This is a genomic window from Paenibacillus sp. 598K (assembly GCF_003851045.1).
Taxonomy (GTDB): Bacteria; Bacillota; Bacilli; order Paenibacillales; family Paenibacillaceae; genus Paenibacillus_D.
Map to the genome: position 1 here is coordinate 90695 of NZ_BFBX01000010.1, position 25844 is coordinate 116538.

Annotated in this window: 17 protein-coding genes; 13 read left to right on the plus strand and 4 right to left on the minus strand. The window is 56.4% G+C overall.

Annotation, left to right across the window (positions count from 1 at the left end; all coding sequences use genetic code 11):
• Window positions 1-43: 43 nt before the first annotated feature.
• Complete coding sequence (locus PA598K_RS03860) at window positions 44-1930, minus strand: glycoside hydrolase family 35 protein (RefSeq protein WP_260405249.1); 1887 nt, start codon at window positions 1928-1930, stop codon at window positions 44-46.
• A gap of 171 nt (window positions 1931-2101) precedes the next feature.
• Between PA598K_RS03860 and PA598K_RS03865 the strand changes: the two genes are divergently transcribed.
• Window positions 2102-3079 (plus strand): helix-turn-helix domain-containing protein, encoded by a 978-nt coding sequence (locus PA598K_RS03865; protein WP_128655586.1) that lies wholly within the window; start codon window positions 2102-2104, stop codon window positions 3077-3079.
• On the opposite strand, the gene PA598K_RS03870 is transcribed toward PA598K_RS03865, so the two are convergent.
• Window positions 3042-4868 carry an APC family permease gene (locus tag PA598K_RS03870; protein ID WP_128655587.1) on the minus strand — a complete coding sequence of 609 codons (1827 nt, stop codon included), beginning with the start codon at window positions 4866-4868 and terminating at the stop codon, window positions 3042-3044. The two genes, PA598K_RS03865 and PA598K_RS03870, sit on opposite strands and share 38 nt — an antisense overlap.
• Before the next feature lie 280 nt (window positions 4869-5148).
• A complete protein-coding gene (locus PA598K_RS03875; protein ID WP_128655588.1) occupies window positions 5149-5583 on the minus strand; it encodes a universal stress protein in 435 nt (144 codons plus the stop codon).
• Between the two features lie 258 nt (window positions 5584-5841).
• On the opposite strand from PA598K_RS03875, the gene PA598K_RS03880 reads away from it, so the two are divergent.
• From PA598K_RS03880 to mutT, 10 genes are all read left to right on the plus strand, one after another.
• Window positions 5842-11079, plus strand: a complete 5238-nt coding sequence (locus PA598K_RS03880) for an S-layer homology domain-containing protein (RefSeq protein WP_260405254.1) — start codon at window positions 5842-5844, stop codon at window positions 11077-11079.
• A gap of 95 nt (window positions 11080-11174) precedes the next feature.
• Window positions 11175-12965: a sensor histidine kinase gene (locus tag PA598K_RS03885; RefSeq protein WP_260405255.1), complete on the plus strand. Its 1791-nt coding sequence runs from the start codon at window positions 11175-11177 to the stop codon at window positions 12963-12965.
• Window positions 12937-14544, plus strand: a complete 1608-nt coding sequence (locus tag PA598K_RS03890; protein ID WP_128655591.1) for a response regulator transcription factor — start codon at window positions 12937-12939, stop codon at window positions 14542-14544. The genes PA598K_RS03885 and PA598K_RS03890 overlap by 29 nt, the downstream gene beginning before the upstream one ends.
• Before the next feature lie 103 nt (window positions 14545-14647).
• Window positions 14648-16066, plus strand: a complete 1419-nt coding sequence (locus PA598K_RS03895; RefSeq protein WP_128655592.1) for an extracellular solute-binding protein — start codon at window positions 14648-14650, stop codon at window positions 16064-16066.
• A 91-nt stretch (window positions 16067-16157) separates the two neighbouring features.
• A complete protein-coding gene (locus PA598K_RS03900) occupies window positions 16158-17027 on the plus strand; it encodes a carbohydrate ABC transporter permease (protein ID WP_128655593.1) in 870 nt (289 codons plus the stop codon).
• A 19-nt stretch (window positions 17028-17046) separates the two neighbouring features.
• Window positions 17047-18435 (plus strand): carbohydrate ABC transporter permease, encoded by a 1389-nt coding sequence (locus PA598K_RS03905; protein ID WP_185601532.1) that lies wholly within the window; start codon window positions 17047-17049, stop codon window positions 18433-18435.
• A gap of 181 nt (window positions 18436-18616) precedes the next feature.
• Window positions 18617-19156: a GNAT family N-acetyltransferase gene (locus PA598K_RS03910; protein WP_128655595.1), complete on the plus strand. Its 540-nt coding sequence runs from the start codon at window positions 18617-18619 to the stop codon at window positions 19154-19156.
• Between the two features lie 24 nt (window positions 19157-19180).
• On the plus strand, window positions 19181-19585 hold the full coding sequence (locus PA598K_RS03915; RefSeq protein ID WP_128655596.1) for a ribosomal maturation YjgA family protein: 405 nt from the start codon (window positions 19181-19183) through the stop codon (window positions 19583-19585).
• A 108-nt stretch (window positions 19586-19693) separates the two neighbouring features.
• Window positions 19694-22846: a DUF3427 domain-containing protein gene (locus tag PA598K_RS03920; protein ID WP_128655597.1), complete on the plus strand. Its 3153-nt coding sequence runs from the start codon at window positions 19694-19696 to the stop codon at window positions 22844-22846.
• 13 nt (window positions 22847-22859) lie between these two features.
• Window positions 22860-23267 (plus strand): 8-oxo-dGTP diphosphatase MutT, encoded by a 408-nt coding sequence (gene mutT, locus PA598K_RS03925; protein ID WP_128655598.1) that lies wholly within the window; start codon window positions 22860-22862, stop codon window positions 23265-23267.
• Window positions 23268-23368: 101 nt separating this feature from the next.
• Here the strand turns inward: mutT and PA598K_RS03930 are convergent, their stop codons facing one another.
• A complete protein-coding gene (locus PA598K_RS03930; protein ID WP_128655599.1) occupies window positions 23369-24079 on the minus strand; it encodes an NAD(P)-dependent oxidoreductase in 711 nt (236 codons plus the stop codon).
• A gap of 176 nt (window positions 24080-24255) precedes the next feature.
• On the opposite strand from PA598K_RS03930, the gene PA598K_RS03935 reads away from it, so the two are divergent.
• Together PA598K_RS03935 and PA598K_RS03940 are read left to right on the plus strand one after the other, a co-directional pair.
• Entirely contained in the window at window positions 24256-24825 is a 570-nt protein-coding gene (locus PA598K_RS03935) for a TetR/AcrR family transcriptional regulator (protein WP_128655600.1), read from the plus strand.
• Between the two features lie 50 nt (window positions 24826-24875).
• The gene (locus PA598K_RS03940; protein WP_128655601.1) at window positions 24876-25685 is read left to right on the plus strand and encodes a sugar phosphate isomerase/epimerase family protein; all 810 of its coding nucleotides are present in this window, start codon (window positions 24876-24878) and stop codon (window positions 25683-25685) included.
• Window positions 25686-25844 lie beyond the last annotated feature (159 nt).

The window sequence follows — 25844 nt, forward strand, 5'->3', positions numbered from 1 at the left end:
AGGCGATTCCATATCGCAAGGGGCTTAGCAGAGCGGCCGTTCGTTATCCCAGCCTCGCCCGATCCGTGAACGCGACGCTCGTCTGCTCCTTCCCGTGCAGCTCGAACACGACGATCTCATTGTCGCCGACCCGCAGTAGCGGAGCGGGGAGATACAACGTCTGCTGCGGCCCGCGCTCCCAATACCGGCCCAGGTTGAAGCCATTGACGTAGACGACGCCCTTGGTCCAGCCGCTCATATCGATGAAGGTGTCGGCCGCCTCCTCGATGGTCAAGTTGCCTCTGTAGAAGCGCGGCTGCCCGCCGTCCACTTCTTGTCCCGGGCGCTCCTGCTCGCCGTCAACTCCTCGACCTAGGCGTTCTTGCTCGCTACCTGCTCCTCGACTTGAGCGTTCGTGCTGGCTATCATCCCCTTGTGCTGCCCGCTCCTGCCCCTCGGCTGGCGACTCCTCGCTCAGCGGCTGGAAGGTCAGCTCCGTCAGATCGGCGAGCGGCAACGGACGGATCTCCCAGTCGAACAGGAATTGATTGTCGAGTCGCACGCCTTCCGTGATGCCTTTGGGGTCTCGGAGATACGGTCCGTAATTCGTGCGCCCCATATTCTCGACGAGGATGGACAGCGTCGCTCCTCCAGCCGGGATCTCCACCTCCAGCGACTGCAGCTCCGGGCGGTCCCGCTCGATGACGCCGAGATATCGCCCATCCAGATAGACGATGGCGCGGTCGCGCACCTCTTGCAGGTACAAGCTTGCTCTACCTCGCGGTCCGCTCACCTGCGTCGTATACAGGATGAAGCCGTAGTCCTGGCCAAGCTTCTCCATCGCTATCGGATAGGCCAGTCGCGTCGGCTCGCCGAGCGCGTCGAGTTGCGCGAACAGATCGGCTTGTGCGGTCATCTGGAGCGTGCCGTAGGCCAGCTTCTTGATCGGCGCAGGCAGCTCGAGCGGCGGCAGATCCACATACCGCCCGATCACCTCGCGCACGGCCGCGTATTTGGCCGTCGGCTCGCCCGACTCGCTCAGCAGCACATCGTAGTCGTAGCTGGTGATCGTCGGCGCGTACGGCGGGTTGTTGGCGCCATTGTAGAAGCCGAAGTTGGTGCCGCCATGGAACATGTAGAAGTTGACTGACCCGCCCGCCGCCAGCATCTCGTCCAGCACCTGCGCGACATCGGCCGCCTCCCGCGTGTGATGCTGCTCGCCCCAATGATCGAACCAGCCATTCCAGAATTCCATGCACATGAGCGGCCGATCCGGCTGATATTCCTTCAGCTTGGCGAACGCCTCGACGGGACGGGAGCCGAAGTTGACGGTTTCCAGTACGCCTTCGACCATCCCGCCTTGCAGCATGCTGTCCTCCGGGCCATCCGAGGTGAAGAGCAGCGTATCGATGCCGCGTGATTGCAGACTCGTTTTCAGGTAGTTCAGATATGCTTTGTCGTTGCCGTAGCTGCCGTATTCGTTTTCGATCTGGACCGCGATGATCGGCCCGCCATTCGTGCACAGCAGCGGCTGCAGCCTGGGCAGCAGCTCATCGTAGTACCGGTCGACCTTGTCCAGAAAAGGTTGGTGGAAGCAGCGCAGCCGCATATCGGAGTCTGCGAGCAGCCACGCCGGCAGCCCGCCGAACTCCCACTCGGCGCATATATACGGGCTCGGACGCACGATCACCAGCAGCCCGACCTCAGCGGCGATCGCGATGAATTGCTCGATATCGGCCAGCCCTTCGAAGCAGAACTCGCCCTCGCGCGGCTCGTGCATATTCCATGCCACATACGTCTCGACAGTATTGAAGCCGCATTCCTTCAGCTTCAGCAGCCGATCTCGCCAATACTCGGGCACGACCCGATAATAATGGATTGCCCCGGCTATGATCCGGATCGGCTGTCCATTCCATACAAACTGATTGCCTTGCACGTCAAATGTCCCCATCCTCGCTTCGCCCCTTGATGTAATAGTTCGTTCAATTAATCATAGGACTACGTTCAGACAGAGGCCATGTACAAAAGCTCCGTTAAGTTGACCATTTGTTGCTGTTGCGATGTGCGTTGCCAGGGAAATAGACGAAGCTGTGGCTGCGAACTATACTAGATAGAAGGAACAATGAGTCGAAAGGCGGAGGACGGACAGATGGATGGCGATATTCGGATCGCAAGCATGACCAATACGCTGCAAATTATCGGCTGTCATGTCGGGAAGCGGGGGCAGAACTGGTCGTTCCCGACCCATCATCACCCGTTGTTCGAGCTGCTGTATTGCCGCGAAGGCAAGGTGGAGCTGACGGTGGAGCAGGAGCAGTTTACGTTGGCGGCGGGGGAGCTGCTGCTGCTAAGGCCGGGAGTCAAGCATGGCTTGCACAACAACGGGGCGGGGCCTTACCGGTTTGTGAACCTGCATTTCAATACCGACGATCAGGAGCTGCGCTCGCATCTCTCGGGTCGCCCCTATGCCTGGATGGCGCAAGAGACGCTTGCCGAGACGCGCTTGCCGGAGAGCTTGCAGCAGGTGACGGACCTGCTCCGGCGCCAGTCGCAGACGATGGAGTCGGACGCGGTCGGCGAGGACGCGCAAGCGCTGCCGCTCGATGGCTGGAGCAAGCTGATGCTGCAGAGCCTCGTGCTGCTGATGATCAGCGAGACAGCGATGCTGCTCCATCGCAGGGCAGAGAGCGATAGCGCCGCCATGCGCTACAGCTCCGCCACAGAGGTGGAGCTGGCGCATGCGGTCGAGGCGTTGATCCGCGATACCCGCTACACTCGCCATACGATCACCGAGGTGGCCCGTCATCTGAATGTAAGCCGCAGCCAATGCTACAAAGTGTTCACCAAGGTGTACGGGATGTCGCCCCGCCAATATCTGTCCGAGCTTACGCTAAGTCAGGCCAAGCAGCACCTGCTTGATAATGCGCTGACGATCGACGAGATCGCCGAGGCGATGGGCTTCTCCTCCACGAGCCATTTTTCCCGGCAATTCAAGCGCTGGACCGGAGTCGCCCCGACGCAGTACCGTCCCCGCATCCATCTGAGCGATCCGCCAGGCGGCGCTACTTCTTCAGGTGATACGGCACCGTCGTCACGATAACATCGCTATGGAACAGCAAGTGCGCGCGGATCAGCAGGCTCGACTGGTTGTGCAGGATGTTGTGCCACCCCTTCTTGGGGATGAACTGCGGGATGACGACGGTTACCTTATGATTGGACGCCTCGGCCTTGCGCTGCACCGTCTCGATGAACTTGGTGAGCGGCTGGATGATGCTGCGATACGGCGTATAGAGCGTCACCAGTCGGATGTCGGGCTGCCACTTGTTCCATTTCTCCTCGAATAGCGCCTCCTCCTCCCGGTCGAAGGGCACATACACCGCGATGATCTGCTGCGCTGACAGCGACTTCGCGTAGTTGAGCGAATTCACTACGACATGGGTGATGCCGGCGACCGGCACGATGATCACATTGCCTTCGATCGGCACCGCCTCCGCGCTGGCCGTCACGCGCAGTTGGTCTGCGACCGCCTCGTAATGCTTGCGAATCCGGTGAAATACGAGCAGCAGCAGCGGCAGGAAGATGAACACCGGCCACACCTCGGAGAACTTCGTGAAGAAGAATACCATCGTCACGGTGAAGCTGATAAGCGCGCCAATCGTGTTGATGACCAGCTTGGGCCGCCACCCGGCCGGTCGCTGACGGATCCAGCGGACCATCATCCCCGTCTGGGACAGCGTGAAGGGGATGAACACCCCGACCGCATAGAGCGGGATCAGGCGATCCGTCTTGCCGTCGAAGACGATCAGCAGCAGGATGGAGAGGACGGCCAGGATGATGATGCCGTTGGAGTAGCCAAGCCGATCCCCTCGCATCGTGAACATGCGCGGGATAAACTTGTCCTTGGCCAGATTAACCGCCAGCAGCGGGAAGGCCGAGTAACCGGTGTTGGCCGCCAGGATCAGGATGAGCGCGGTCGTGCCTTGGACGAAGTAATAGACGCCGTTACGCCCGAAAATATGCTCGGCGATCTGCGAGACGACCGTGGCGTCGGACTTTGGCACCACGCCATAGTAATAAGCGAGCACGACGACGCCGGAGAACAAAAAGGCCAAAATGAAGCCCATGATCGTCAACGTTTTGGCTGCGTTGACGGCGGCGGGCTTTTTGAAGTTGGGAATCGCGTTGGAGATCGCCTCCACGCCGGTGAGCGCCGAGCTCCCCGAGGCGAAGGCCCGCAGCAGCAGGAACAGGCTGATGCCGGCGATCGGCGTGCCGACAGGCGTATGCCACTCGGCCGGCACATGACCTGCGAGGACATTGTACAGGCCGGCGATGATCATGACGACGAGCGCAAGCACGAACAAATAGACCGGATAAGCCAATACCGAGGCCGATTCGGTCACGCCGCGCAAATTGAGAATCGTGATGATCGCAATAAACACGATCGAGATCATCAGGTTATGCTCGTACAAGCTGGGAAACGCCGAGGTGATCGCATCGGCGCCTGCGGATACGCTGACGGCGACGGTGAGGATATAATCGACGAGCAGCGACCCGCCAGCGATGAGCCCCGGGTAGGTGCCGAGGTTTTCCTTGGAGACGACGTAGGCTCCGCCGCCATGCGGGTAAGCGAAGATGATCTGTCGGTACGATAAGACGAGCGCGGTCAGCAGGACCAGTACGCCGAGACCGATCGGGATGGAGTACCAGAAGGCGGCGACGCCGATGGTGATGAGCACGATCAGCATTTGCTCGGGGCCGTACGCCACAGAGGACAAGGCATCGGAGGACAGGATGGCTAGCGCTTTGGTTTTACTCAGTTTCTGTTCGCCAATTTCGGTTGACTTTAGAGGTCGCCCAATCAATAATCGCTTCACCAGGGAAAGCATGGGTCTCACCACTCACTTTGCTCGAAGGTTGATGTTACTGCACTGCCATGGCCATGTATCCACGGATTATAGCACAAAATTCGGCGCTGTAAATCATAAGAATTCCTTATGAGCGGGGGAGCGACCAATGAAGAAATGACGGTTGAAATGCCCGTCCTTTATAGGGACTTCATGCCGGAGCAGAGAAAAGATAGCTATAACACGAAGACGGCAGAATGCATCGATGCATTCTGCCGCCGTTGTGCGCAGTCGGATGTCGCGCGCGCGACATGTAAACGAACTATTTCAGAATAAGTACAGGAATCTTGGCATGCTGCGCGACATTATGGCTGACGCTGCCGAGGACGAATTCGCGAATACCGCCCATGCCGCGGCTGCCAAGGACGATGACATCATTGTCATGTGTGCTGGCATGCTTAAGGATGACTTCGGCGGCTTGGCCTTGCACGAGCTCGACCGTTCCTTCGACGCCGGCTTCGGCAACAATGCTGCGAGCTTCGTTGACCGTCCGCTCTGCCAGATTATACAGCTCCTGATTAAAGGAGGCAGGGACCTGGGCAAAGCCGTCGGCAAGATACAGCCTAGGGAAATCAAAGGCATGCAAGACCTCCAGCTTGGCGCCTGGAGACGCCTTGGCAAGGGCGATGGCCTTCTCGAGCGCCTTGGTGCTTGCTTTGGAGCCATCATAGGCGACTAATATGGATTGAAATAACATCGTTAGCACCTCGTTTAGTGTGGGTTGTAACACTATTTCTGTTTTTATTATACCACTTTTGAAAGGGTGAAGCTTCGCCGATTTCAGTCGATTTTCGTTGATTCGAAAAGTGAATATAATCAGACTCAAAGATTAATATACCCTATAACCCACGGGTCGCCTTATTGGTTATGATGTGCTCAAGGCTTGCCAAGGGAAGGGCAGTGTCGGCAAGCTCACGCCCAAGATAACAAAGGAGGAATTTGCACAGTGGCTACTATGCAAAAGAGAGGGCTTGCGGTATTCTTGCTGATATGCTTGCTGGCAAGCATCGCTAATGTCGGGCCTGATGTAGGCAAGGCTGCAGCTGCGGATCAGAATGTCATTAAAAACGGCGGATTTGAAAGCGCTATCGGAAATGTCCCTGACGGATGGTCGGTAGCGATGATTGGCAATTTGGATGCCGAGGCTACTGTGGATGCGACGGAGAAGCGCAGCGGCAACTCGTCCTTGAAAATTGTCAATCGGCAGTCCGAGACGCCCAACACGTACATGAATATTCACCAGGCGGTCAGTGTCAAGCCCAACACGAAGTATCGCATTAGCGTCTGGGTGAAGGGCAACAATGTGGATCGCGTCCGCCTTACGATGAGCTGGGACCCGACGTTCGGCGAGGAGGTGGGCGGATTCAAGGGAACCTATGACTGGAAGCTGCTGGAGTACGAGATGACGACAGGGCTGGAGCAGAAGAGCTTCAATTTTATGATCATTAGCGACGGCATCACCGATGCGCTATGGATAGATGATATTAGCGTGGTAGAGGTCGGCACCAGCGGAGGCGGAGAGACGCCAACCCTGCAAGCGTTGCTGGAGATGTATGCAGAGCTGGAGGGCAAGCTGCCGCAATTAGAGGCTTTAATGGCGCAGAGCCGCGAGCAGAAGATCGCCATTGACTATGAGACGATCAACTACACCATTATTCAGAACTATTTGAAGTGGGGGCGTGTCGACCTCGACGCCGGGAACGCGTCGCGAGCGTACTATATTCTTAACGAGCTGAAGCGTCAATATGACGAGGCCACGGACAATATGAGCGCCTATCTGGCAGGGACGAAGCAGGCCCGCCCGGTGCCCCGCTATCAGTCAGGCGCGCTGGATATCGACGGCTTCTCGTTCATTGCCGATACCAAGACATCCTACAGCGATGAGATTGTTCGTCGTCCGGTCTTCTTTAACGGCTATGGCCATTTCCAACAGGTGCGGGAGGATGTGCCGAATTTCAGCGGCTTTGGCAATAACATGATCCAGATCGAGATGGGGCCCAATTCCCTGATTAAGGCACTGGACAATGTTGCCGGTTGGAGCTTTAATACGAACGGAACGGACATGGCCTTCTTCAACGACAGTCGGGAGCGGCGCAGCGGCACGGCTTCGCTGCATCTCAAGGGCACGTTCGGTTACGGTCCGAATCGTTGGGCCTCGATGCTCCAGCCGATACAGGTAGAGCCTCGTACGGCCTATACCTTGTCGGTATGGACCAAGGGAAGCGTGGGCAAGGGCTTCTTCTCGACCTCGCCGAATTGGGAACCGCGCTATTACCTTAATGCGGAGGACAACCGCCCTGTAGAGCATGCGGAATGGACAGAGCATACCTTCACCTTCAACACTGGAGACAGCCGCTCGATTACGCTGTTTTATGTTAGTGAGGAGGGCGGCAACTTCTATATGGATGATATTACGCTTGCAACAAGCGGGGGCCCCAACCTGGTCGCCAATGGCGATTTCGACGAAGGCGGCTACATCTACCATCCGGAAGGCGACCAGATCCTGAGTGAAATGACTAGCGGCAACAGCGAGCATTGGGACTATTTTGCGACGGGGGCAGATTTGAAGTTTACCGTTATGGAAACAGCGGCTCACAGTGGCTCGTATGCGGTTCATGTGAAGAACAATACGCCGCTGACGCCGCACGCTTATGGACGCATGTCGCAGAATGTGGCGGTGAAGCCCAATACAGATTACACCTTATCGGCATGGGTGAAGGGGGAGGTCGGGCGGACGGCTTTTGCAGTAACGGGCAATTGGGACCCGCGTTATTATATTGCCGAGCAGCCGCAGACTTTCGCGGAGTGGACGCAGGTTTCGTTTGACATCCGTACGGGCAATGCGTCGAGCTTGCCGCTTACGCTGATTAACGAGGAGCTCTCGGACTTTTATCTCGATGATATTGCCTTGATCGAGAAGGGGACGACGGCCAACCAGGTGAAGAACGGCAGCTTCGACCATTCTCAGGCGATCTATAATGGCGGATACAAAATCACTACGGAACCCGTGAAGGAGGATATTGTTCGTGTGCTGGCGGAGGCGGAGACGCATCATATTGCTGTGAATTTGCTGCTCTCCCCCCATTACTTCCCCGAGTTTGCTTATGAGCAATGGCCAGCAGTGAAGAATCCTGCCAACCCGAGCTTTATCCGCTTCAGCGTTAACCATCCGAAGGCGAGAGAGCTGGAGGCCGCCTTCCTGCAGACGATCATTCCGCTGATCAAGGACTATCGCTCCTTGCATAGCATTACGCTGACGAATGAGCCGATGTACGACACGCGGGGCGACTCTTATGCAGTCCAGGTCGCGTGGCCGGCTTATCTGAGCGAAGCGTACGGCACGATCGAGAGCCTCAATACGGCTTATGGCAGCCAGTATACAGGCTTCAAGGAAGTGCCGATGCCAGCGCTGAATCCGGCGCTCGGGCAACCTTATTACGATTGGCGAGATTTTAACTATAGCTATTTTGCCGCGTGGCATGAGTGGATGGCGGGCCTGATTCGAGAGCTGGCGCCTGATGTGCTGCTGCATACGAAGATTCTGGACTCCGACCGTCATTTCGGCATTGGCTCCGGGGTCGATCTGGAGCAGTTCGCCGAGTTCCTGGACATTAACGGCAACGACGAGCATAACTATCTGGGCATGGGGGTGGATGGCTTCACCCGCAAGACCAAGCTCTATGATATGCAGGGGTCCTACCGGACGGCGCCTGTGTTCAACTCGGAGGATCATGTGATCCAGGATTACAGCCAGAACTATTCGCCAGAGCAGGCGACGCATGTATACACCGATATGTGGCAAGGCGCTGTCCATGGCAAGTCTGCTGCGACCATATGGGTCTGGGAATGGGCGACGGCCACGGATACGTCGGACGCTTTCAGCGGAAGCATTATGCATCGCCCGGAGGTCGTCAAGGCTGTTGGCATGGTAACGCTAGATACGAACCGACTGTCCAGCGAGCTGACAGCGCTGCAGCATGCGCCGCGCGAGGTAGCGATCCTGGATGCCTATACATCGCGCATATATAATGGCATGGCGACAAGCAATGTACAGGATAAATGGTACAAGGCGCTTTCCTTCAACGGCTTCCGTACCGACTTCATCTCGGAACGGCAGATTGAAGCGGGCAAGCTGAATAACTACAAGCTGCTTATTGTGCCGGGCTCCACGCATATTACGACTGAGGCGTTGGAAGGAATTGCGGACTATGTTCGCTCGGGCGGCAAGGTCATCCTCTCAGGCGAGGCAGCCCTCGGCATGAACAAGGCTAGCCGGCCGTCTGATCCCGCCTTGCTGGGCGAGTTGCAGGAAACGGCGGTCAAAATCGATAGCAACAGTCTGGGCGAGCTGGAGCTGCGGGATGAGCTGGCGAAGCATGTGGCAGGGCTGGGCAAGTATGAAGTGCAATTGGTACATCCGGATAGCGGCGAGCTGATATATGGTGTAGAATGGCTGCAAGCAGAGTATCGCAATCAGTTGCTCATAAATATTGCCAACTATACCGACCAAGCGAAATCGGCCAAGCTGCTGATTGACGGCAAGCCGGTGGGCACAGTCGCGGAATTAATTCGTGGCGAAGAAGTGGACGGGCAAACTATGCGCATCGCATCCAAGCAGCCGATGCTGCTGGCCGTGGAACGGTATCCGATCGTGCCGATTGCCGACCTGACAGCGACAGCGGGCAACGGCCAGGCTTCCTTGTCCTTCAGCTCTGCAACAGGCGCACAGTCTGTCGTGCTGGAACAATCCAGTGACGGCGGCAAGACGTGGCTTGCGGTGGATGCGGCCAAGCTGGATGAGACCTCCACCTCCGTTGTCGCAGGGGGATTAAGCAATGGAACAACGTATCGCTTCCGCCTCCAGGTCATTGGCGGCAGCCGCGAAGGGCAGTCGAATGAGGCGACAGTTACGCCATTTGCTCCATCAACAGGAGGCGGCAACTACGGTAACAATGGCAGCGGACACGGAGAGGCCGGCAACGGGCAGGAGCAGCCTGGGGGGCCTGATCGCGAGTCATCCGTTACGATCGGAGCAGGAGAGGTGCTTGTGGTTGTACCTGCCAAGGGCGGCGTAGCTGAGGCAGAGGTAAATGAGCAGCAGCTGGCGTTTGCTCGTGAACAGTCGTTAACCGGCAAGCCGCTTGAGCTGCGAATCGAGACCGCGCCGGATTCAGAAGCTGCCGATGCCTACGCCATTACGCTGCCGGAAGTTGCCGGCGCTGCCAGCGAGTTTGGTTACCGCGTGGTAACTCCGCTGGCGAGCGTGGAGCTGCCAGCAACCTGGCTTGCCAGCCGCAAGCTGCGGCAGAGCAAGCAGCTAACCGTAAGGATCAGCCGCGCGGATGCCGACTTCGCGGGATTAGCGGAGTATGGCGGTCGCCCGGCAATTCGTCTGGATCTGCTAGCTGACGGCAAGCCGTTGCCGCAGGATCATTCGGCAGGCAGTGTAGCGGTCGTTATTCCTTATGCGGCCACCGCTCAGGAACGCGCAGCGGCAGCGTATCTGACCGTGTGGATGTTGGGCGCTGACGGCCAGGTAATCGCTATGCCGGATGCCCGATATGATGCTGGCGTGGGCGCCGTCTCATTCACAACGAGGGCAAGCGGCAGCTATGCGATCGTCTTCGTGCAGCAGCCCTTCACGGATCTTGCGGGCTATAGCTGGGCACAGCAGGCCATCGAGGAGCTGGCAGCCAAAGGTATCATCCAAGGGGTCGGTGGGCAGCGTTTTGCCCCTGCTGCTTCCATAACCCGGGGAGATTATATGCTCCTGCTCGTTCGGACGCTTGGGCTTGATGCCGACTTCACCAGCAGCTTCGCCGATGTTGCGGCGACCGACTACTATTATGACGCGCTTGGCATCGCCAAGACGTTAGGCATTGCACAGGGGACAGGCAACAATAATTTCCAGCCTGAGCGTACCATTACCCGGCAAGAAATGATGGTCTTGACCGCACGAGCGCTTGAACTGACAGGCAGACTGCAGCCAAGCGGAGCGGAGCCGAAGGTGCTGGATGCGTTCAAGGATAGAGGCGAGGTCGCTTCCTATGCGTTGGAAAGCATGGCAGCGCTGGTCCAGGCGGGGCTGATCCAGGGCTCGGGAGGCGCACTGCTCCCAGGCAAGCTGAGCTCTCGCGCAGAGTCTGCTGTATTCCTGTACCGGATCTATAACCTGCAGCCTGCGCAATCGTAACAGACGGGCGGAATCAGGGCAAGCGCAGCGATAAGCTGCGCTTGCCCTTTGGCCGTCCTTGCACTTACATAAGGAAGAAGGCGATATTGTTGCGGATGCTGCGAACCTATCGAATGAAGCTGGTTATTTCGTTTGGCTTATTAATCGTGGTCACCCTGCTGGCGATCGAGGGTATCAACTATTCGCATGTCCGCGCAGAGCTGGAGGCAGCCTCCAGTGCGAATCAGGAGCGAATGGTCAGCCAGATCCGTACGAATATCGAGCAGCGAATGAATGAGCTGACGAGGGCCGCGATTCGACTGGCGGGGGACAAGCAGCTGCAGCAGATTGCGGAGCATCTGCCCGATGCTCCGCATGAACTGCGCTCCGCTGTGATGCAGCGGCTGGACTTCGAGACGAGGGACAGCGGGATCTCGACAGTCGCCATCTATGACAAGGATAACATCGACAAGCTGTGGAACATCCACGCGCCGCCGCTCAACGAACAGGATTGGGCCCGCTGGCGGCGGGAGGGGGCAAAGCTGGCGTTCTCCCGGTCGCCGAGCAAGTGGAGCCTCGACCATTATACCAAGCCTGGCGGAGCTGCTATGCCGGTCATGCTGCTGTCCCAGCCGATCTACAAAATCAAGACCTACGAGGCGCTTCCCCTGGGCGTGCTGCAATTGTCTACTCAATCCGACTGGATTACCAGCCAACTGGAGGATATGAAGCAGCAGAGGTATGGCCAGTATTTTATTACGGATGCCAGCGGGAAGGTGTTAATTGCCAGCCATTCCGACGACATGGGCAGGCAATTGGACGATCCGCAAGCCTTTGCAGAGCAGACAAGCAGCGGACAGGCAAAGTGGAGCAGCAAGGAGTGGATTTTTTGGGTTCAGAAATTCAGCGCCCAGGATTGGTATCTCGTTGCGGTTACGCCTGTTGCTGGCGTAGCTGACGGGGTGAGCGCGGCATTGTGGGAATCTGTCACCGTGGCGGGGATCATCTTCACGCTTTCGCTCGGGATGGCGATTCTTATCTCTCATACGATAACGAAGCCGATCAAGCTGCTTCGGCAGGCGATGGCTCAGGTCGAGCGAGGAATGTTCAACACGACGGTGCAGATTGACAGCGCGGATGAATTCGGTTATCTGGGTAAGAGCTTTAATCGAATGGCTGTTCAAATCCGTGAGCTGATAGCTAATAATTTGCAGACGGAGCTTGCCCGCAAGGAGGCGGAGCTGATCGCTCTGCAAGCCCAGATCAATCCTCACTTTCTCAATAACGCGCTCAGTTCTATCGACAGCCTCGCTCTGCAGCAGAAGGAGCCCCGTATACGCGTCATCTCCCAGGCATTAGCCAGAATGTTTCGTTATAGCATTAGCGGGGGGGCCATGGCGACGGTAGAGGAGGAGCTGCGCCATGTCGAGCTGTATTTGTCCATTCAGAAAATCCGATATGGCGACAAGCTTAGCTATGGCATTGAGCTCGAAGAGGGACTGGAGAGCATGGAGATGCCCAAGCTGCTGTTGCAACCGATTGTTGAAAACGCTATCGCCCATGGTTTGGAGCTACAGTCCGGGGGCGGTTATGTCAATGTATACATGCGCTCTGACGGTGAGGAACGCATGATCATCGAAATTGAGGATAGCGGTCTCGGCATGGCGCCTGAGAAGCTGAAGCATCTCGAAGAGCAGATGACACTGGATCGCTATGGGATGAAGCAGGAAGGAGAAGTCCGCCGATCGATCGGGTTAACCAATGTGTACCGCAGGCTCAAGCTATTGTATGAAGATGACGGGGGAATGGAGCTGACGAGCTCGCCAGGGTTTGGAACGATTATTCAATTGACATTACCTAAGAAAGCGGGGAAGCCGCATGGTGAACGTGCTGATCGCAGAGGATGAAGCCATTATTCTGGCGGGCACCATTGAGCAGATTCGCTGGGATGAGCTGGGCTTACGCCTCGCAGCAACAGCCTCAGACGGTGTCGATGCGCTGCGCAAGGTGCAGGAGTTGCCTATCGATATTGTCATCACAGATATTCGAATGCCTGGCCTGAGCGGTCTGGCGCTGATTCGGCAGTTGAAGGAGCAGAAGCCGGATTTGGCTTGCATCATTATCAGCGGGGGCGGCGAATTCGCATTTGCCCACGAGGCGCTGCAATTGGGCGTATCCGATTATTTGCTCAAGCCGTTGAAGGAGCAGGAGCTTAATGAGGCGCTGCGGCGCAAGAAGCGAGAGCTGGAGGAAAGGTCGGCGGATCGAGAGATGGTGCTGTCGCTGCGCGATCAATACCGCCGGCACGAGGAGATGAAGCAGGAGCTGGCACTCTCTCGCTTCCTTATGGAAGGCGCTGGAGAGGCTAGCGAGCTACCGAGGGCGCTGTCTACGGAAGAGGCTCGCGAGTGGGCTGTGCTGGTATTTGCGGTGGACAGAGTTACTTATCCGCATCAGGGCTTCCTGGCGGAGGAGGAGCCACTGCTTGAATTCGGCATAAAAAATATTATTGGCGATTGCCTGCGGCTCGCAGGCCTGAAAGCTGTTGTCTACAAGCATGCCTACAACAAATCTGAATTCATCGCCTTCGTTGCTCTCGTACCTGCCCAGGGAGAGCGATGCGCCAGCTCTGCTGCCCGGCAAGCGGTGCATCATCTGCAGCGCGTGCTGCGTCTGTCGGCGGCTGCCGCTGTGGGTAGGGGAGGCGTCGACCCGGCGGGCTGGCGCCAATCCTACGCCGAGGCTGCCGCAGCTTGCCGGAGGCGGGTGCTCCAGGGCTACGGGCAGGTCTACGACACTGCCCGGGAGCGCGGCCCGCGAAGTCATAAGCTGCTGATGGCTGCAGAGGAGAAGCTGATGGTCCAATGGCTGGAGTCGAGGCAGCTTGGCGAGCTGGGCCAATGGTTGCGGGACAAGCTGGGGACGGTGGCTGCTGATTCAGCCATCAGCTATCGCGATTGGGAGGAGCTATGCATGCAGATCCATTATCTCATCCGCTCCTTCCTCATTGGCAAGGATGCGGACGACAGCGCGCTGCTCGGCGATTATCCCGCCTTTTTGCAGACGGTCGCCAGTTGCAACCAATGGGAGGATATGGTACATGAGCTTGCTCGGCAAGCAAGCCTCGCAGTGGGTGGTCCGCCCCAGGACGGGAGGCGCACCGGCGAGGAGATCGTGGAGGCGGTGCGGCGCAAGATCGAGCGGGATTATCAGCAGCCCATATCCCTGCAGTGGATTTCGCAGCATTATTATATTAACGGCAACTACTTTTGCAAATTGTTCAAGGAGCGTACCGGATTGAGCTTGACCGATTACGTGGTGAAGGTGAGAATGGCGCATGCCCGAAGGCTCATTGTGTCCACTGACCTGCAAATTCGCTCGATTGCAGAGATGGTCGGCTACGAGGATCCCGCCTATTTCGGGCTCGTATTCCGACGGATGTTCGGGGAGTCCCCGGTGCGGGTGCGCGGGGGAGCCAGGAAGTGAATATTATCATAGGCAGAGCCTAATTTGCTCTATAACTGCAGTGCGAGCCATCCGCCTATAATGAACATACAACCAGCAGCCAAATAAAAAGAGGAGGTTGAATATGAGAGACAGAAGCAAGTGGGTCGCCTTGACCGCTGTGCTCGCTCTGACGGTTGTTGGAGCATGCAGCGGTAACGAACCGGCGCCAGAGCAGCCGGACAAGGGGAACGTCCAGAATGCCGGGCAGCCTGCCAACAATACGCCGTCCGCTCCGGAGGATGACAAGCCGCAGTCGGTAGAGATTACGGTCTGGGACAAGCCCAAGGATGACGATGTCATGAAGCCGGTAATCGAAGAGAACTGGGCAGCGTTTCAGGAGAAGCACCCGCATATTACGGTGAAGCATGAGTCTGCGCCTCCTGGCGAGAGCGAACGTCAGGTGTTCATTACCGCGATGGCTGGCGGAACAGGTCCGGATGCCTACATGGACGCACATTTTCCCATTATTCAGGATTGGGTCAAGGCAGGCTATGTGCAGGATCTGAGCACGTATTGGAGCGCGTGGGACGACGCGGATAATTTCATCCCTTCCTCACTGGAGCAGGCTACCATGAATGGCAGCATCTACGGGGTTCCTCACAGCATGTATGTCGTCGGGCTGCTGTACAATAAGACACTGTTCGCCGAGGCAGGGCTGGACCCTGATACCCCGCCGGCAGATTGGGATCAGTTCGTAGAGTACGCCAAAAAGCTGACAGACCACGACAAGAAGCAATATGGCTATGCGCTGTTGGGGATGGATTGGGCGGACTGGTTCTTCGAATATTATGTTTGGCAGGCTGGCGGCGACCTGACGACCAGGAACAGCGATGGCACGATTACGTTGAATCTGACGGATGAGCCGACGGTGAAGGCGTTGGAATACTGGCGGGACCTGAAGTGGACGCACCAGGTAGTGCAGAACAACGTTACCCAGAACTTCGATGACAACAAGGCGGACTTCTTCCAGAGCCGCGCAGCGATGTCGCTGGGAGCGTCTGACTGGTTCGGAGATTTCGCCAAAAACGGCGTCGACTTGAATACGATTGGCTTCGCTCCGCTGCCGGCAGGCCCTTCGGGTACGGCTCCCTCGCAGACAGGGGGAAAATACTGGATTATTAATCCAAGCTCTACGAAGGAAAAGCAGGATGCGGCATGGGCTTACATCAGCTTCATGCAATCCAAGGAAGCACAGGAGCGCCTGTACAACTATCAAAATGAGAACGGAATTATGCCCAACCTGCTGTCGGTGCGATTGGACCTGAACCCGGTAGAGAGCAGCGCCGCGGTTCCTGCAAGCTTGATTGCTGGCGTACAGCGGGCAGCGGAGCACACCCAGCTGGAATACGCACTGAAGGAGCGATTGTCGCCTTATGTGGTGAAGGCAATCCAGACGGTCTTAACGAATCAGAATGCGGATTTGATGGCAGAACTGCAATCCGCCCAGGAGCTGGCACAGCGCGAGGTTGTCGATCCATACAATGCAGAGATCAAGCAATAGCAGGGGGTACCGGGGGAATACAGCAGGCAGCCGTCTTGGTGGGCGGCTGCCTGCTTGCTTATTTACCGAGGTATGAAGGGAGTGGAGAGAGATGGGCGCCATCCGCCGATTGAAGATGTCCTGGATTTCCGTGTTTTTTATTGCCCCTTCGCTGGTATCCTTTTTGGCCTTCAAATATATTCCGCTCGTGTACGCTGCCTTTATGAGTTTCTTTGATTATGACTTCATGAAGCCGCCAGGCAGGTTCATGGGGCTGGACAACTACAGCCTGCTATTGAAGTCTACCTACTTCTGGACGGCCTTGTACAATACATTTGCCATCGGCCTTTTGTCGCTGCTGCTGACATTCTGGGTTCCTATTCTGCAAGCGTTGCTGTTAACGGGCATCAAGCAAGCCAATGCGCTGTATCGCTTCCTGTATCTGGTGCCGGTAGCTGTGCCGGCCATCGCGGGCATTGTGCTCTGGAAGTGGATCTACAATCCCGATTATGGGTTGGCCAATGAATGGCTGGGCAAGCTGGGGCTGCCGCCATTGATGTGGCTGAGCGACCCTTCCTTGGCGAAGCTGGCACTCGTCATTCCGGGCATGCTGGGCGGCGGGTTAGGGGTACTGATCTACTACTCCGCCCTCCAAGGCATCTCGGTCGAGCTGCTGGAATCGGCGAAGATGGATGGCGCGGGCCCGTGGCGCAGGCTGCTCGCCATTTTGCTGCCGAATATGCGCTTTGTGATCGGCATCCAGTTCATCAGCTTCCTGGCAGGGGTATTCCTCAGCTTCGATGCCATCTTCGTTATGACGGGCGGCGGTCCGGCCAACAGTACCAAGGTATTGACGATGCTGGTGTACGAAACGGCCTTCAAGCAAAACCGCTTTGGCAGCGCCAGTGCTATTTCGCTAATCGTGTTTGTCATTGTCGGGATCTTCTCATATGTGCAGATTCGGGTCAGCAGCAGAGGATAAGGGAGGGGAGGGCAAGCTTGTGAGTAAGAAAACCATTCGCGAAAAAGGGCAGTTCAGCTTTAACGCAATCGTATATGGAATGACAGTGCTGTTCATCGTACTGGCGTTGGTGCCGCTGTTGTGGGCGCTCAGCTCCTCCCTGAAGGACTCGCTGTCGCTGTTTCGCTTGCCGCCGCAGTGGATTCCCGATCGGCCGCAGTCCATCACGATTATCCTGGACTATTCCGCTTATGGCTCGCTTGAGCGGGATCAGCTCGGCCGCGATGCGATGAAGGCAACGTGGTTCGCCTGGAAGAAACACCAGCATGATCCGATCGGGGAGATAATAGTCCAGGGCGTGACTGGCGGGGAGCATCTCTATCAGGCGAATACGAAGTCCTACCAGTTTAATGCCGGCATGAAGCGTATTCTGCCAACGATGGCCTTTACCGATGCCCTAATGGAGGTGAAGTATCCGCTTATTCTGGAGCAAGGTTATTCCACGGTAACCTTCTACGCAGATGCGGGGGCCAGCGGGGAAGCGCCCTCTCAGGCGACAGCCGCAGGCGGCGAGCCGAGTATGGAGGCCAGCGCGCGTCTTGATGAGCGGGCGTCTATAGCGCATACGCGCAGCGGGCGTGTGTCAGGCGAGCAGTCGGAGCGCATCGCGGCTTTTTTCGACGAAACCGATTTCCTGACCGGCCAAGTGGTCTCCATTCAACAGGCGGGCGATTGGACGCGCGTGTTCGACAATTACCTGGCTGTGCTTAAGCAAGAGCAATTGACAGGCAATTCAGTTACGGTATGGACTCATCTGTACAACAGCATGTTTGTTACAGGGATGAGCATTCTGTCCCAGTTGCTGTTGGGCGGCCTGACTGCCTATGCTCTCGCCAAGATGATCAGCGCCAAATGGTCGGCGCGGCTGACAGCTTTTTTCGTAGCGACCATATTCATTCCGGAAATTGCCGTTATCGTGCCGCTGTATCTTGTGATGGAGAAGCTGAGCTTGACGAATACGTTATGGGGTGTCATTTTGCCGCATACGTCGTGGGGCATCGTTATCTTCATGTTCAAGGGCTTCTTCGAGCAGTTGCCCAATGAGCTGCTGCAAGCAGCGCGCATGGACGGCGCAGGCGAATGGACGATCTTCCGGCGCATTGCCGTGCCGATGTCGATTCCGATCTTTACGGTCGTAGCGGTTATGACCTTCTTGCCGGTCTGGAATGAATTTCTGTGGCCGCTCGTTATTTTGCGCGACGATAGCTTGTATACCTTCTCAGTCTTCATGCATACGCGCAACATTACTTCGGAGAATCATGTCACGATGGCGATGATGATTATCGCTACCGTGCCGCTCATCCTCGTGTTCGCCGCATGCCAGCGAATGATTGAGAAGGGCGTGAGCTGGAGCGGGGTCAAGGGTTAATAGTGAATAGTGAAAGCTTCAAGGCAATTCTTATGTCCGCTGCGTGGCAGATCGGGCGAAAGAGTTGCCTTGTTTAACGTAAGGGGTTTGTAAGTACAATTATAACTATGCTTGGCCTATAAATGCTCGAAAGTAGACGGTAAACTTTGGGTTGAATATAAACTCAAGGAGATGAACCGCTATGAAAGTCGAGCTGGAGTTGTGCAGTCGCGAGGATAAGTATAAGATCAACAATATCTATCCGCTTTATTTGCACGATCTTTCAGAAATATGGTCGTTCAAAACGAATCGTTACGGTATATTTGAAGAGGACGAGACGCGGACGCTGGCAGAGCAAAATCGGGTGTTCGATATATGGTGGGAGCATCCTGGCGTGCTGTTCCCTTATCTGATCAAGGTCGACGATCTCCCCGCAGGGCTTGCCTTCGTGGCGACTGCGCCTTATATTCCGTGTCCTCCAGAGATCGATTATTATTTGAATGAATTTTTCCTACTGCGCCTTTATCGAGGCAAGGGGGTTGGCGAGCAGGCGGTTCGCCAGCTGCTCGCGCAATTGTCCGGTCGCTGGGAGCTGCAGACGAACCCTACCGCCAGGAACGAGCGCGCGCAACGATTTTGGCGCAAGACGCTGGAAGCGTGCACCCATGGCCATTATACCGAGGAGATGGGACATCATCCGACGTATGGAGAGAAGATCTCATTTCGTTTCAGCACGAACTGAGTAGACACGTATGGGGGGAGCGTCATGCTTCAAATGCGAAATCATAGTCTGAGGCGTCGCCTCCTGTATTTACTCGTTATTATCGTTGTCATACTGCTCGGACTAGGCTCGCGGCGCTATGCCGAGCATTTGCCGCCCTTTGTCGGCGTGCATGTTGGCGATGCGTTGTGGGCGGCGATGATCTACTTCGGTTTTCGCTTCCTGCGACCGCAGTCCGGCCTGAGGCACGCTGCGGCGCTCAGCCTGTTATTCTGCTTCGCCATCGAGCTCAGCCAGCTCTACCAGGCAGAATGGATCAACGACATTCGCTCCACGACGCTTGGCGGTCTCATCCTGGGCCGGGGCTTCCTCGTCGTCGATCTGGTGCGGTATACGGCTGGGATCGCGTGCGTGGCTTTATTGGACTGGTGCGTGCGCTTGCGTAGATAGGCATGTCCGACGCTAAACTATCAAGGCTGAAGGCAGGAATTACCACTCTTTTTGTCGAAGGCAGGGGGATGACGCCTACAAAATGAGGATGGAAATCAGAGGTGCCCCATGATAGAAGGACTCTATGAACAGGTCATCAACAACCTGACGAAGCAGCAGTTGGCCGATCTCGACCCTGCGGTCTATGACATAGGCAAGGAGTCGCTGGACGTCGAGGAAGCGAGGAAGGTGCTATCCAACTATTTGGCGATGGTTACCCGCAGGGCGTTGAAGGCGGTGCGAGAGCAGTCGACAAACGACCATGAAGCTATCTGGGCGCAGGTACGGACGTGTAACGAGATTATAGCTGTCCTGAAGGACAGCTTGGGTGAGGCAGAGTGTGACGAGCTGAAGCTGGATGCGCATGGAGAGGTGCTGACCTACGTCTACGCCAAGCTCAATCACATCCGGAGCATCCGCAGGACCCAAGTAACCAGGCCGGTGACTCCGCTCTCCCAGAGCTCGTTGTTCACAGGCGCTCCCTCAGAGCCGAATATGATGAGCGAGCTGCAGCATGAGATCGTGACAGCTGACCGGATCGACATGCTGGTTTCGTTTATTAAGTGGAGCGGACTACGTGTGCTGATGGAGCAATTGGGCCAGTTCACCTCCAAGGGCGGCATGCTAAGGGTAATCACGACGACCTACATGGAGGCTACCGATTACAAGGCAGTCGTCGAGCTGAGCAAGCTGCCAAATACGGAGGTCAAGGTGTCCTATGATACCGAGCGGACCCGACTGCATGCCAAAGCTTATATGTTCAAGCGAGATAGTGGTTTTACGACCGCGTACGTAGGCTCCTCCAATATGTCCAATCCGGCGCTGACGAGCGGTCTGGAATGGAACGTGAAGGTAACAGAAAAGGATGCCTACGATGTGCTCAAAAAAATCGAAGCGACCTTTGAAAGCTACTGGAACGATCGTGAGTTCAAGCGCTTCGTGGCTTCGGATGCTCGCAGCGAGCAGCAACTGAGACAAGCGTTGAACAGGAAACGCGACCGAGATCGAGACGAGCAGAGGTTTTATTTTGACATCGCCCCTTATGATTATCAAAAAGAGATTCTGGAGAAGCTCGAGGCGGAACGAGCTTTGTATGGTCGCACCAAAAACTTGCTGGTCGCAGCGACGGGTGTCGGCAAGACGGTCATCTCTGCGTTCGATTACAAAAGATTCGCTCAAAGGCGAGACAGAGCACGGTTGTTATTTGTTGCCCATCGCGAGGAGATTTTGCAGCAAAGCCTTGCTACGTTCCGGTTCATTCTTAAGGACTTGAATTTTGGCGAGCTGCATGTTGGCAGCCACCAAGCGGATTCGCTTGAGCATCTGTTTGTCAGCATTCAAAGCTTTAACGCCATGCGGCTCGCTGAGCGCACAACGCCGGACTATTACGACTATATCGTAGTGGATGAGTTTCACCACGCTGCCGCTCCATCTTACCAGAAGCTGCTGGGCCACTATGAGCCCCAATTGCTGCTTGGTCTCACGGCAACGCCTGAACGTATGGACGGCAAGGATGTGTTGTCCTACTTCGGCGACACCATAGCAGCAGAGATCCGATTGACGGATGCGATTGATCGCAAGCTGCTGGCGCCTTTTCAATATTTCGGGGTGACGGACAGCGTTGATCTTTCTCAGGCCAAGTGGTCCAGACGCGGCTATGATTTGCAGGAGCTGGACAACCTGTATACCCACAACAAGATTCGTGCCAATCAAATCTTGAATAGCCTGAGGAAGTACGCTGCCGATCTTGAGGAAGTTCGTGGACTGGGCTTTTGCGTAAGTGTCACCCATGCCCAATATATGGCCAAGGTTTTTGCAGAAGCGGGGATTCCTGCCTTGGCTTTGCATAGCGGCTCCAATGATGAGGATCGACGGTTAGCCAAAGTCAGGCTGGTCAGTGGCGACATTAAACTGATCTTCGTGGTCGATCTGTACAACGAAGGCGTGGATATCCCGGAGGTAAACACCGTTTTGTTCCTTCGCCCGACGGAGAGTATAACGGTCTTCCTCCAGCAGCTTGGCCGCGGACTTCGATTGGCAGACGGAAAAGAATGTCTGACGGTACTCGATTTTATCGGACAGGCTCATCAGGACTATAACTTTCAAGACAAATTCCGGGCGTTGCTAGGCAAAACAAAACATTCGGTTCAGCATTATATCGAGCATGGCTTCTCGAGCCTGCCGCGCGGCAGCTTCATCCAGTTGGAGAAACAGACGAAGGAGTACATCCTCCGCAATCTCAAGCAAGCGACGACGAATCGCAAACGATTAGTGCTGAAGATGAAGTATTTCGAAGAAGATACGGGTTTGCCGTTAACGCTTGAAAACTTCGTCCGCTATTATGGCATGAGCTTATACGAGTTTTATGGCGGCCGTACAGGCAAGCGCAGCTTCCGCGAGCTTTTGGTAGAAGCTTGTCTGCTTGAAGCATTCTCCTTTGAACAACAAGCTTATCTGACGAAGCGGTTGCCCTCGCTGCTAAGTATGAACTCGCGTAGACTATTGAGCTTTTTGATTGCATATCTCGAAGAGGGACGAGCGGCTGAGACGGAGGAAGAGCGGTTGATGCTCGGCATGTTGTATTATTCTTTTTATCGGGCGGAGCCCAGGAAACAGGGGTTCAGCGATATTGAGGACGGCATACGATCCATTACGGCCTGCCGGATGTTCCGCGACGAGATTGTGGATATTCTCAAGTACAACAGCGCTCACATTGATTTTGTCGACAAGCGGCATGAGCTGTCCTATGCTTGCCCGCTCGATGTGCATTGCCGGTACTCCACCGACCAGATCCTGGCGGCTTTTGGGTACTGGAATGAAGAGCAAGCACCAAGCTTTCGGGAGGGCGTGAAGTACATAGAGGACAAGCGCACCGATCTTTTCTTCATTACGCTTCACAAGTCTAACAAGGATTTCTCGCCATCGACCTTGTATGAGGATTATGCGATCAATGAGCGGTTGTTCCACTGGCAGACCCAGAGCCGAATCTCGGAGCAGACGAGCACCGCCCAGCGCTATATTCATCATAAGAAGACGGGACACCGGATCGTATTGTTCGTACGGGAGTACAAAGAAGCTCACAATTATACGTCGCCGTTCGTCTTCCTCGGCGAAGCCGAGTATGTACGTCATGAGGGGAGCCGACCGATGAGTGTCGTCTGGCGACTGCAAGAGGATCTGCCACCGGCGCTGGTGCCGGCAGCCAACAAAGTAATCGTATAGGAGGGGAAGGACGATGCTGGAGGTAGCGGCAGCGATCATTGAGGATGAGGACGGACGGGTGCTGATCGCGCGGCGCGCGGCGGGCAAGTCCCAGGCGGGGATGTGGGAATTCCCCGGTGGCAAGCTGGAGCCCGGCGAATCGCCGGAGGCGTGCCTGCGCCGGGAGCTGCTGGAGGAGATGGGGATCGAGATCGAGCCCTATGCGTACTTTGGCACGAACGAGCATGCCTACGCCACTGTGACGATCCGACTGATTGCCTACAGGGCGAGCTATGCGAGCGGCGCCATTGTGCTCGTCGATCATGATGCGTATCAATGGGTGACTCTGCAGGAGCTGTCCGACTATGGATTTGCCCCGGCGGACATCCCCTTCGTGGAGAGGCTGGGAGCCATCTGTGCGGGAGCAGAGGACGAACGATAGATTGCGAATGAATGATAGGCTACAGTAAACATCATGCTGCCAGCATGCTATGTTGCCATCAGGCTATGCTGGCAGCATGATGCTCGGGTTCGGCTCGCTCCTCATCGCCGCCCCACATTGACGATCGTGCGGACCCACGTCGGCTCGCTCGCCGCCGCGCGCACCAGACAGTCGGCACAGTCTGCAAAAGCCAGTGCCTGAAGCGGTGCGATGCGAGCGGACGGACCAGCGGTATAGTCTAGCGTGCCCTCGGCAAATTGAAGGACCGAAGCCCGTACAATGACCCACTCCAGTCCGCTCCCCATCACGGAGCGCTCGGCGATCGCTTTATCTCGAATCGCTCGCCAAAAGATACGCCGCATCGTACCTACTGCCAGCCGATTGCCCCATGAAAGCTCTTTACCGTCGGTCAGATTGATGCCGCTCTGCATGACCAATCGGCTCACGCCTGTCCGTTGGCAGGCGGCCACGACATTCGACATGCCCTCCGACATGACCGTGCCCGGCGAGAAGTTGGCTGCCATCACCTGCATACCCGCCCTCAGATTGTCGAGCAAGCCTTGCTTGGCGGCAGGGCCCGCAGCGATGCTGCTCGGGGGACCGATACAACTGATGACTGCCTCGGCGCCGGAGAGGGCGTCGACCATACTCGCCGCATCATATACATCTCCCCTTCGTATGACGACCCGATCTGCACCTTTGACGGCCTCGGGTCGGCGAGCGACCGCGATTACGTCATGCCCCGCTTCAAGAGCCCGCTCGATAACTTTCTTTCCTGTGCCGCCTGTTGCTCCGATAACTGCAATTTTCATCACGAGGCCCCCTTGGATTGCGATTCATTATTACACACTCGTATATTAAATAACGATTATGTATAATTGTAATCAGAAATCAAATCGTGACAATTCTTAAATCATGCCGTTTCGTGCATTACTTCTCACGTTACCTCGAATTGTGCAGTTACGGTAAGGAAAGCAGGTGTTATCGGGTGGCGACACTGGATCGAAGAGTACGTAAATCCCAAGCAGCTATCAAGCAGGCGGTTATTGAGCTGATGCACGAGAAGCATTTTGATCAAGTGACGATCCAGGATATATCGGACCGGGCCGATGTCAGCCGAAGAACGATTTATCTACATTACCTGGACAAATATGATCTGCTGGACAAGCTGATCGAAGAGCAGATCGGCGAGATGCGGGCGGTATGCGAGCAGGCGGACGAGGATGCGGATTATGAGACGATGGGTGAGGTGTGGTTCGAATATTTCGAGCGCCATCACTTGTTCTTCTCCGCCATGCTGGCGAGTAAAGGCAGTCCGTTCTTCCGCACAAGGTTTCTGGCGTTTTTCCTAGAGGAGCTCAGACGGCCGCGCGACGGCGGACCGGATAAGGGCAGGGCGGCGATCGACGCAGCCGAGGAGGTCGACGATCAGTTTTTGGGCGCGGCGATCGTCGGGGTTGTGGAATGGTGGTTCAAGCACGAACGACCGTTATCTCCATCGGTTATGGCTCAGCGGCTGGGCGCTCTGCTGGAACGCAATCTTGTGGAGACCCGATGATAAAGTAACTCGCAAAATTAACCGCAAGTGATACAAAGGAGGCACAACGCATGAACATCGCATGCTCTACGACGGCAGGGTACAAGCAGGATTTGCCGACGGCTTTGCGAAGTATCCGGGAACATGGATTCACGAGCGTCGACTTGCTGGCTATCGACAGGTGGGCGCATATCAATCCGGGCGATCTGGCCGATCAGGGGAAGGCGGGAGAGACGCGCATAGCGGAGATGCTCGACCGGTATCAGCTCTCGACTACTGCGCTTAACATCGGCACCCGCAGCGATCTCCACGACCGCTCCGCCGAGGCGATCGCCGCCAGACGCCGCGAGATGAGCGCGATGGTCGGACTGATGCAGCGGCTGGCGATCCCGGTCGCTGTCCTGCAGCCTCGCGCACGCGATGCGACGAGGCCGCAGGCGGAGGTTCTGCGGGACTGCGCCGCCACCTGGCGGGAGCTGCGGGCGATCGCGGAGCAGGGCGGAGTCGAGTTGGCGCTGGAGCTGCATATTTTCAGCCCGGTTGAAATGCTGGATCAGGCGAGAGCGCTCATCGAGCTCGTGCCGGAGCTCCAGGTTGTCTACGACCCGAGTCATCTCGTCATGCATGGCGTGCCGATCCGCGAGACCGAGTGGCTGCTGGATCGGAGCATCCATGTCCATCTGCGCGATGCCGCCTACGGCCATATGCAGACCCGTCTCGGGCAGGGCGCGGTTGATTTCGAGTGGCTGTTCCACGCGTTGAGGCAGCAGGACTACACCGGTCCGGTGTCCATCGAATATTTGCAGGACGACCATTATGACGTGTTCGAGGATGTGTGTCGGCTGAAGGCGATGGCGGAGAAGCAGCTTTTACGGCGTTGAGGAACGAGGTATAGTGGGGGTAAGTACGGAACTCGGGGTGATTCGGAAGCTTAGTGGCGCGACTTGTGCGATATTTCGCACAGATCGGGGCGATTCGGCGGTGAGTGGCGCGACTTGTGCGATATTTCGCACAGATCGGGGCGATTCGGCGGTGAGTGG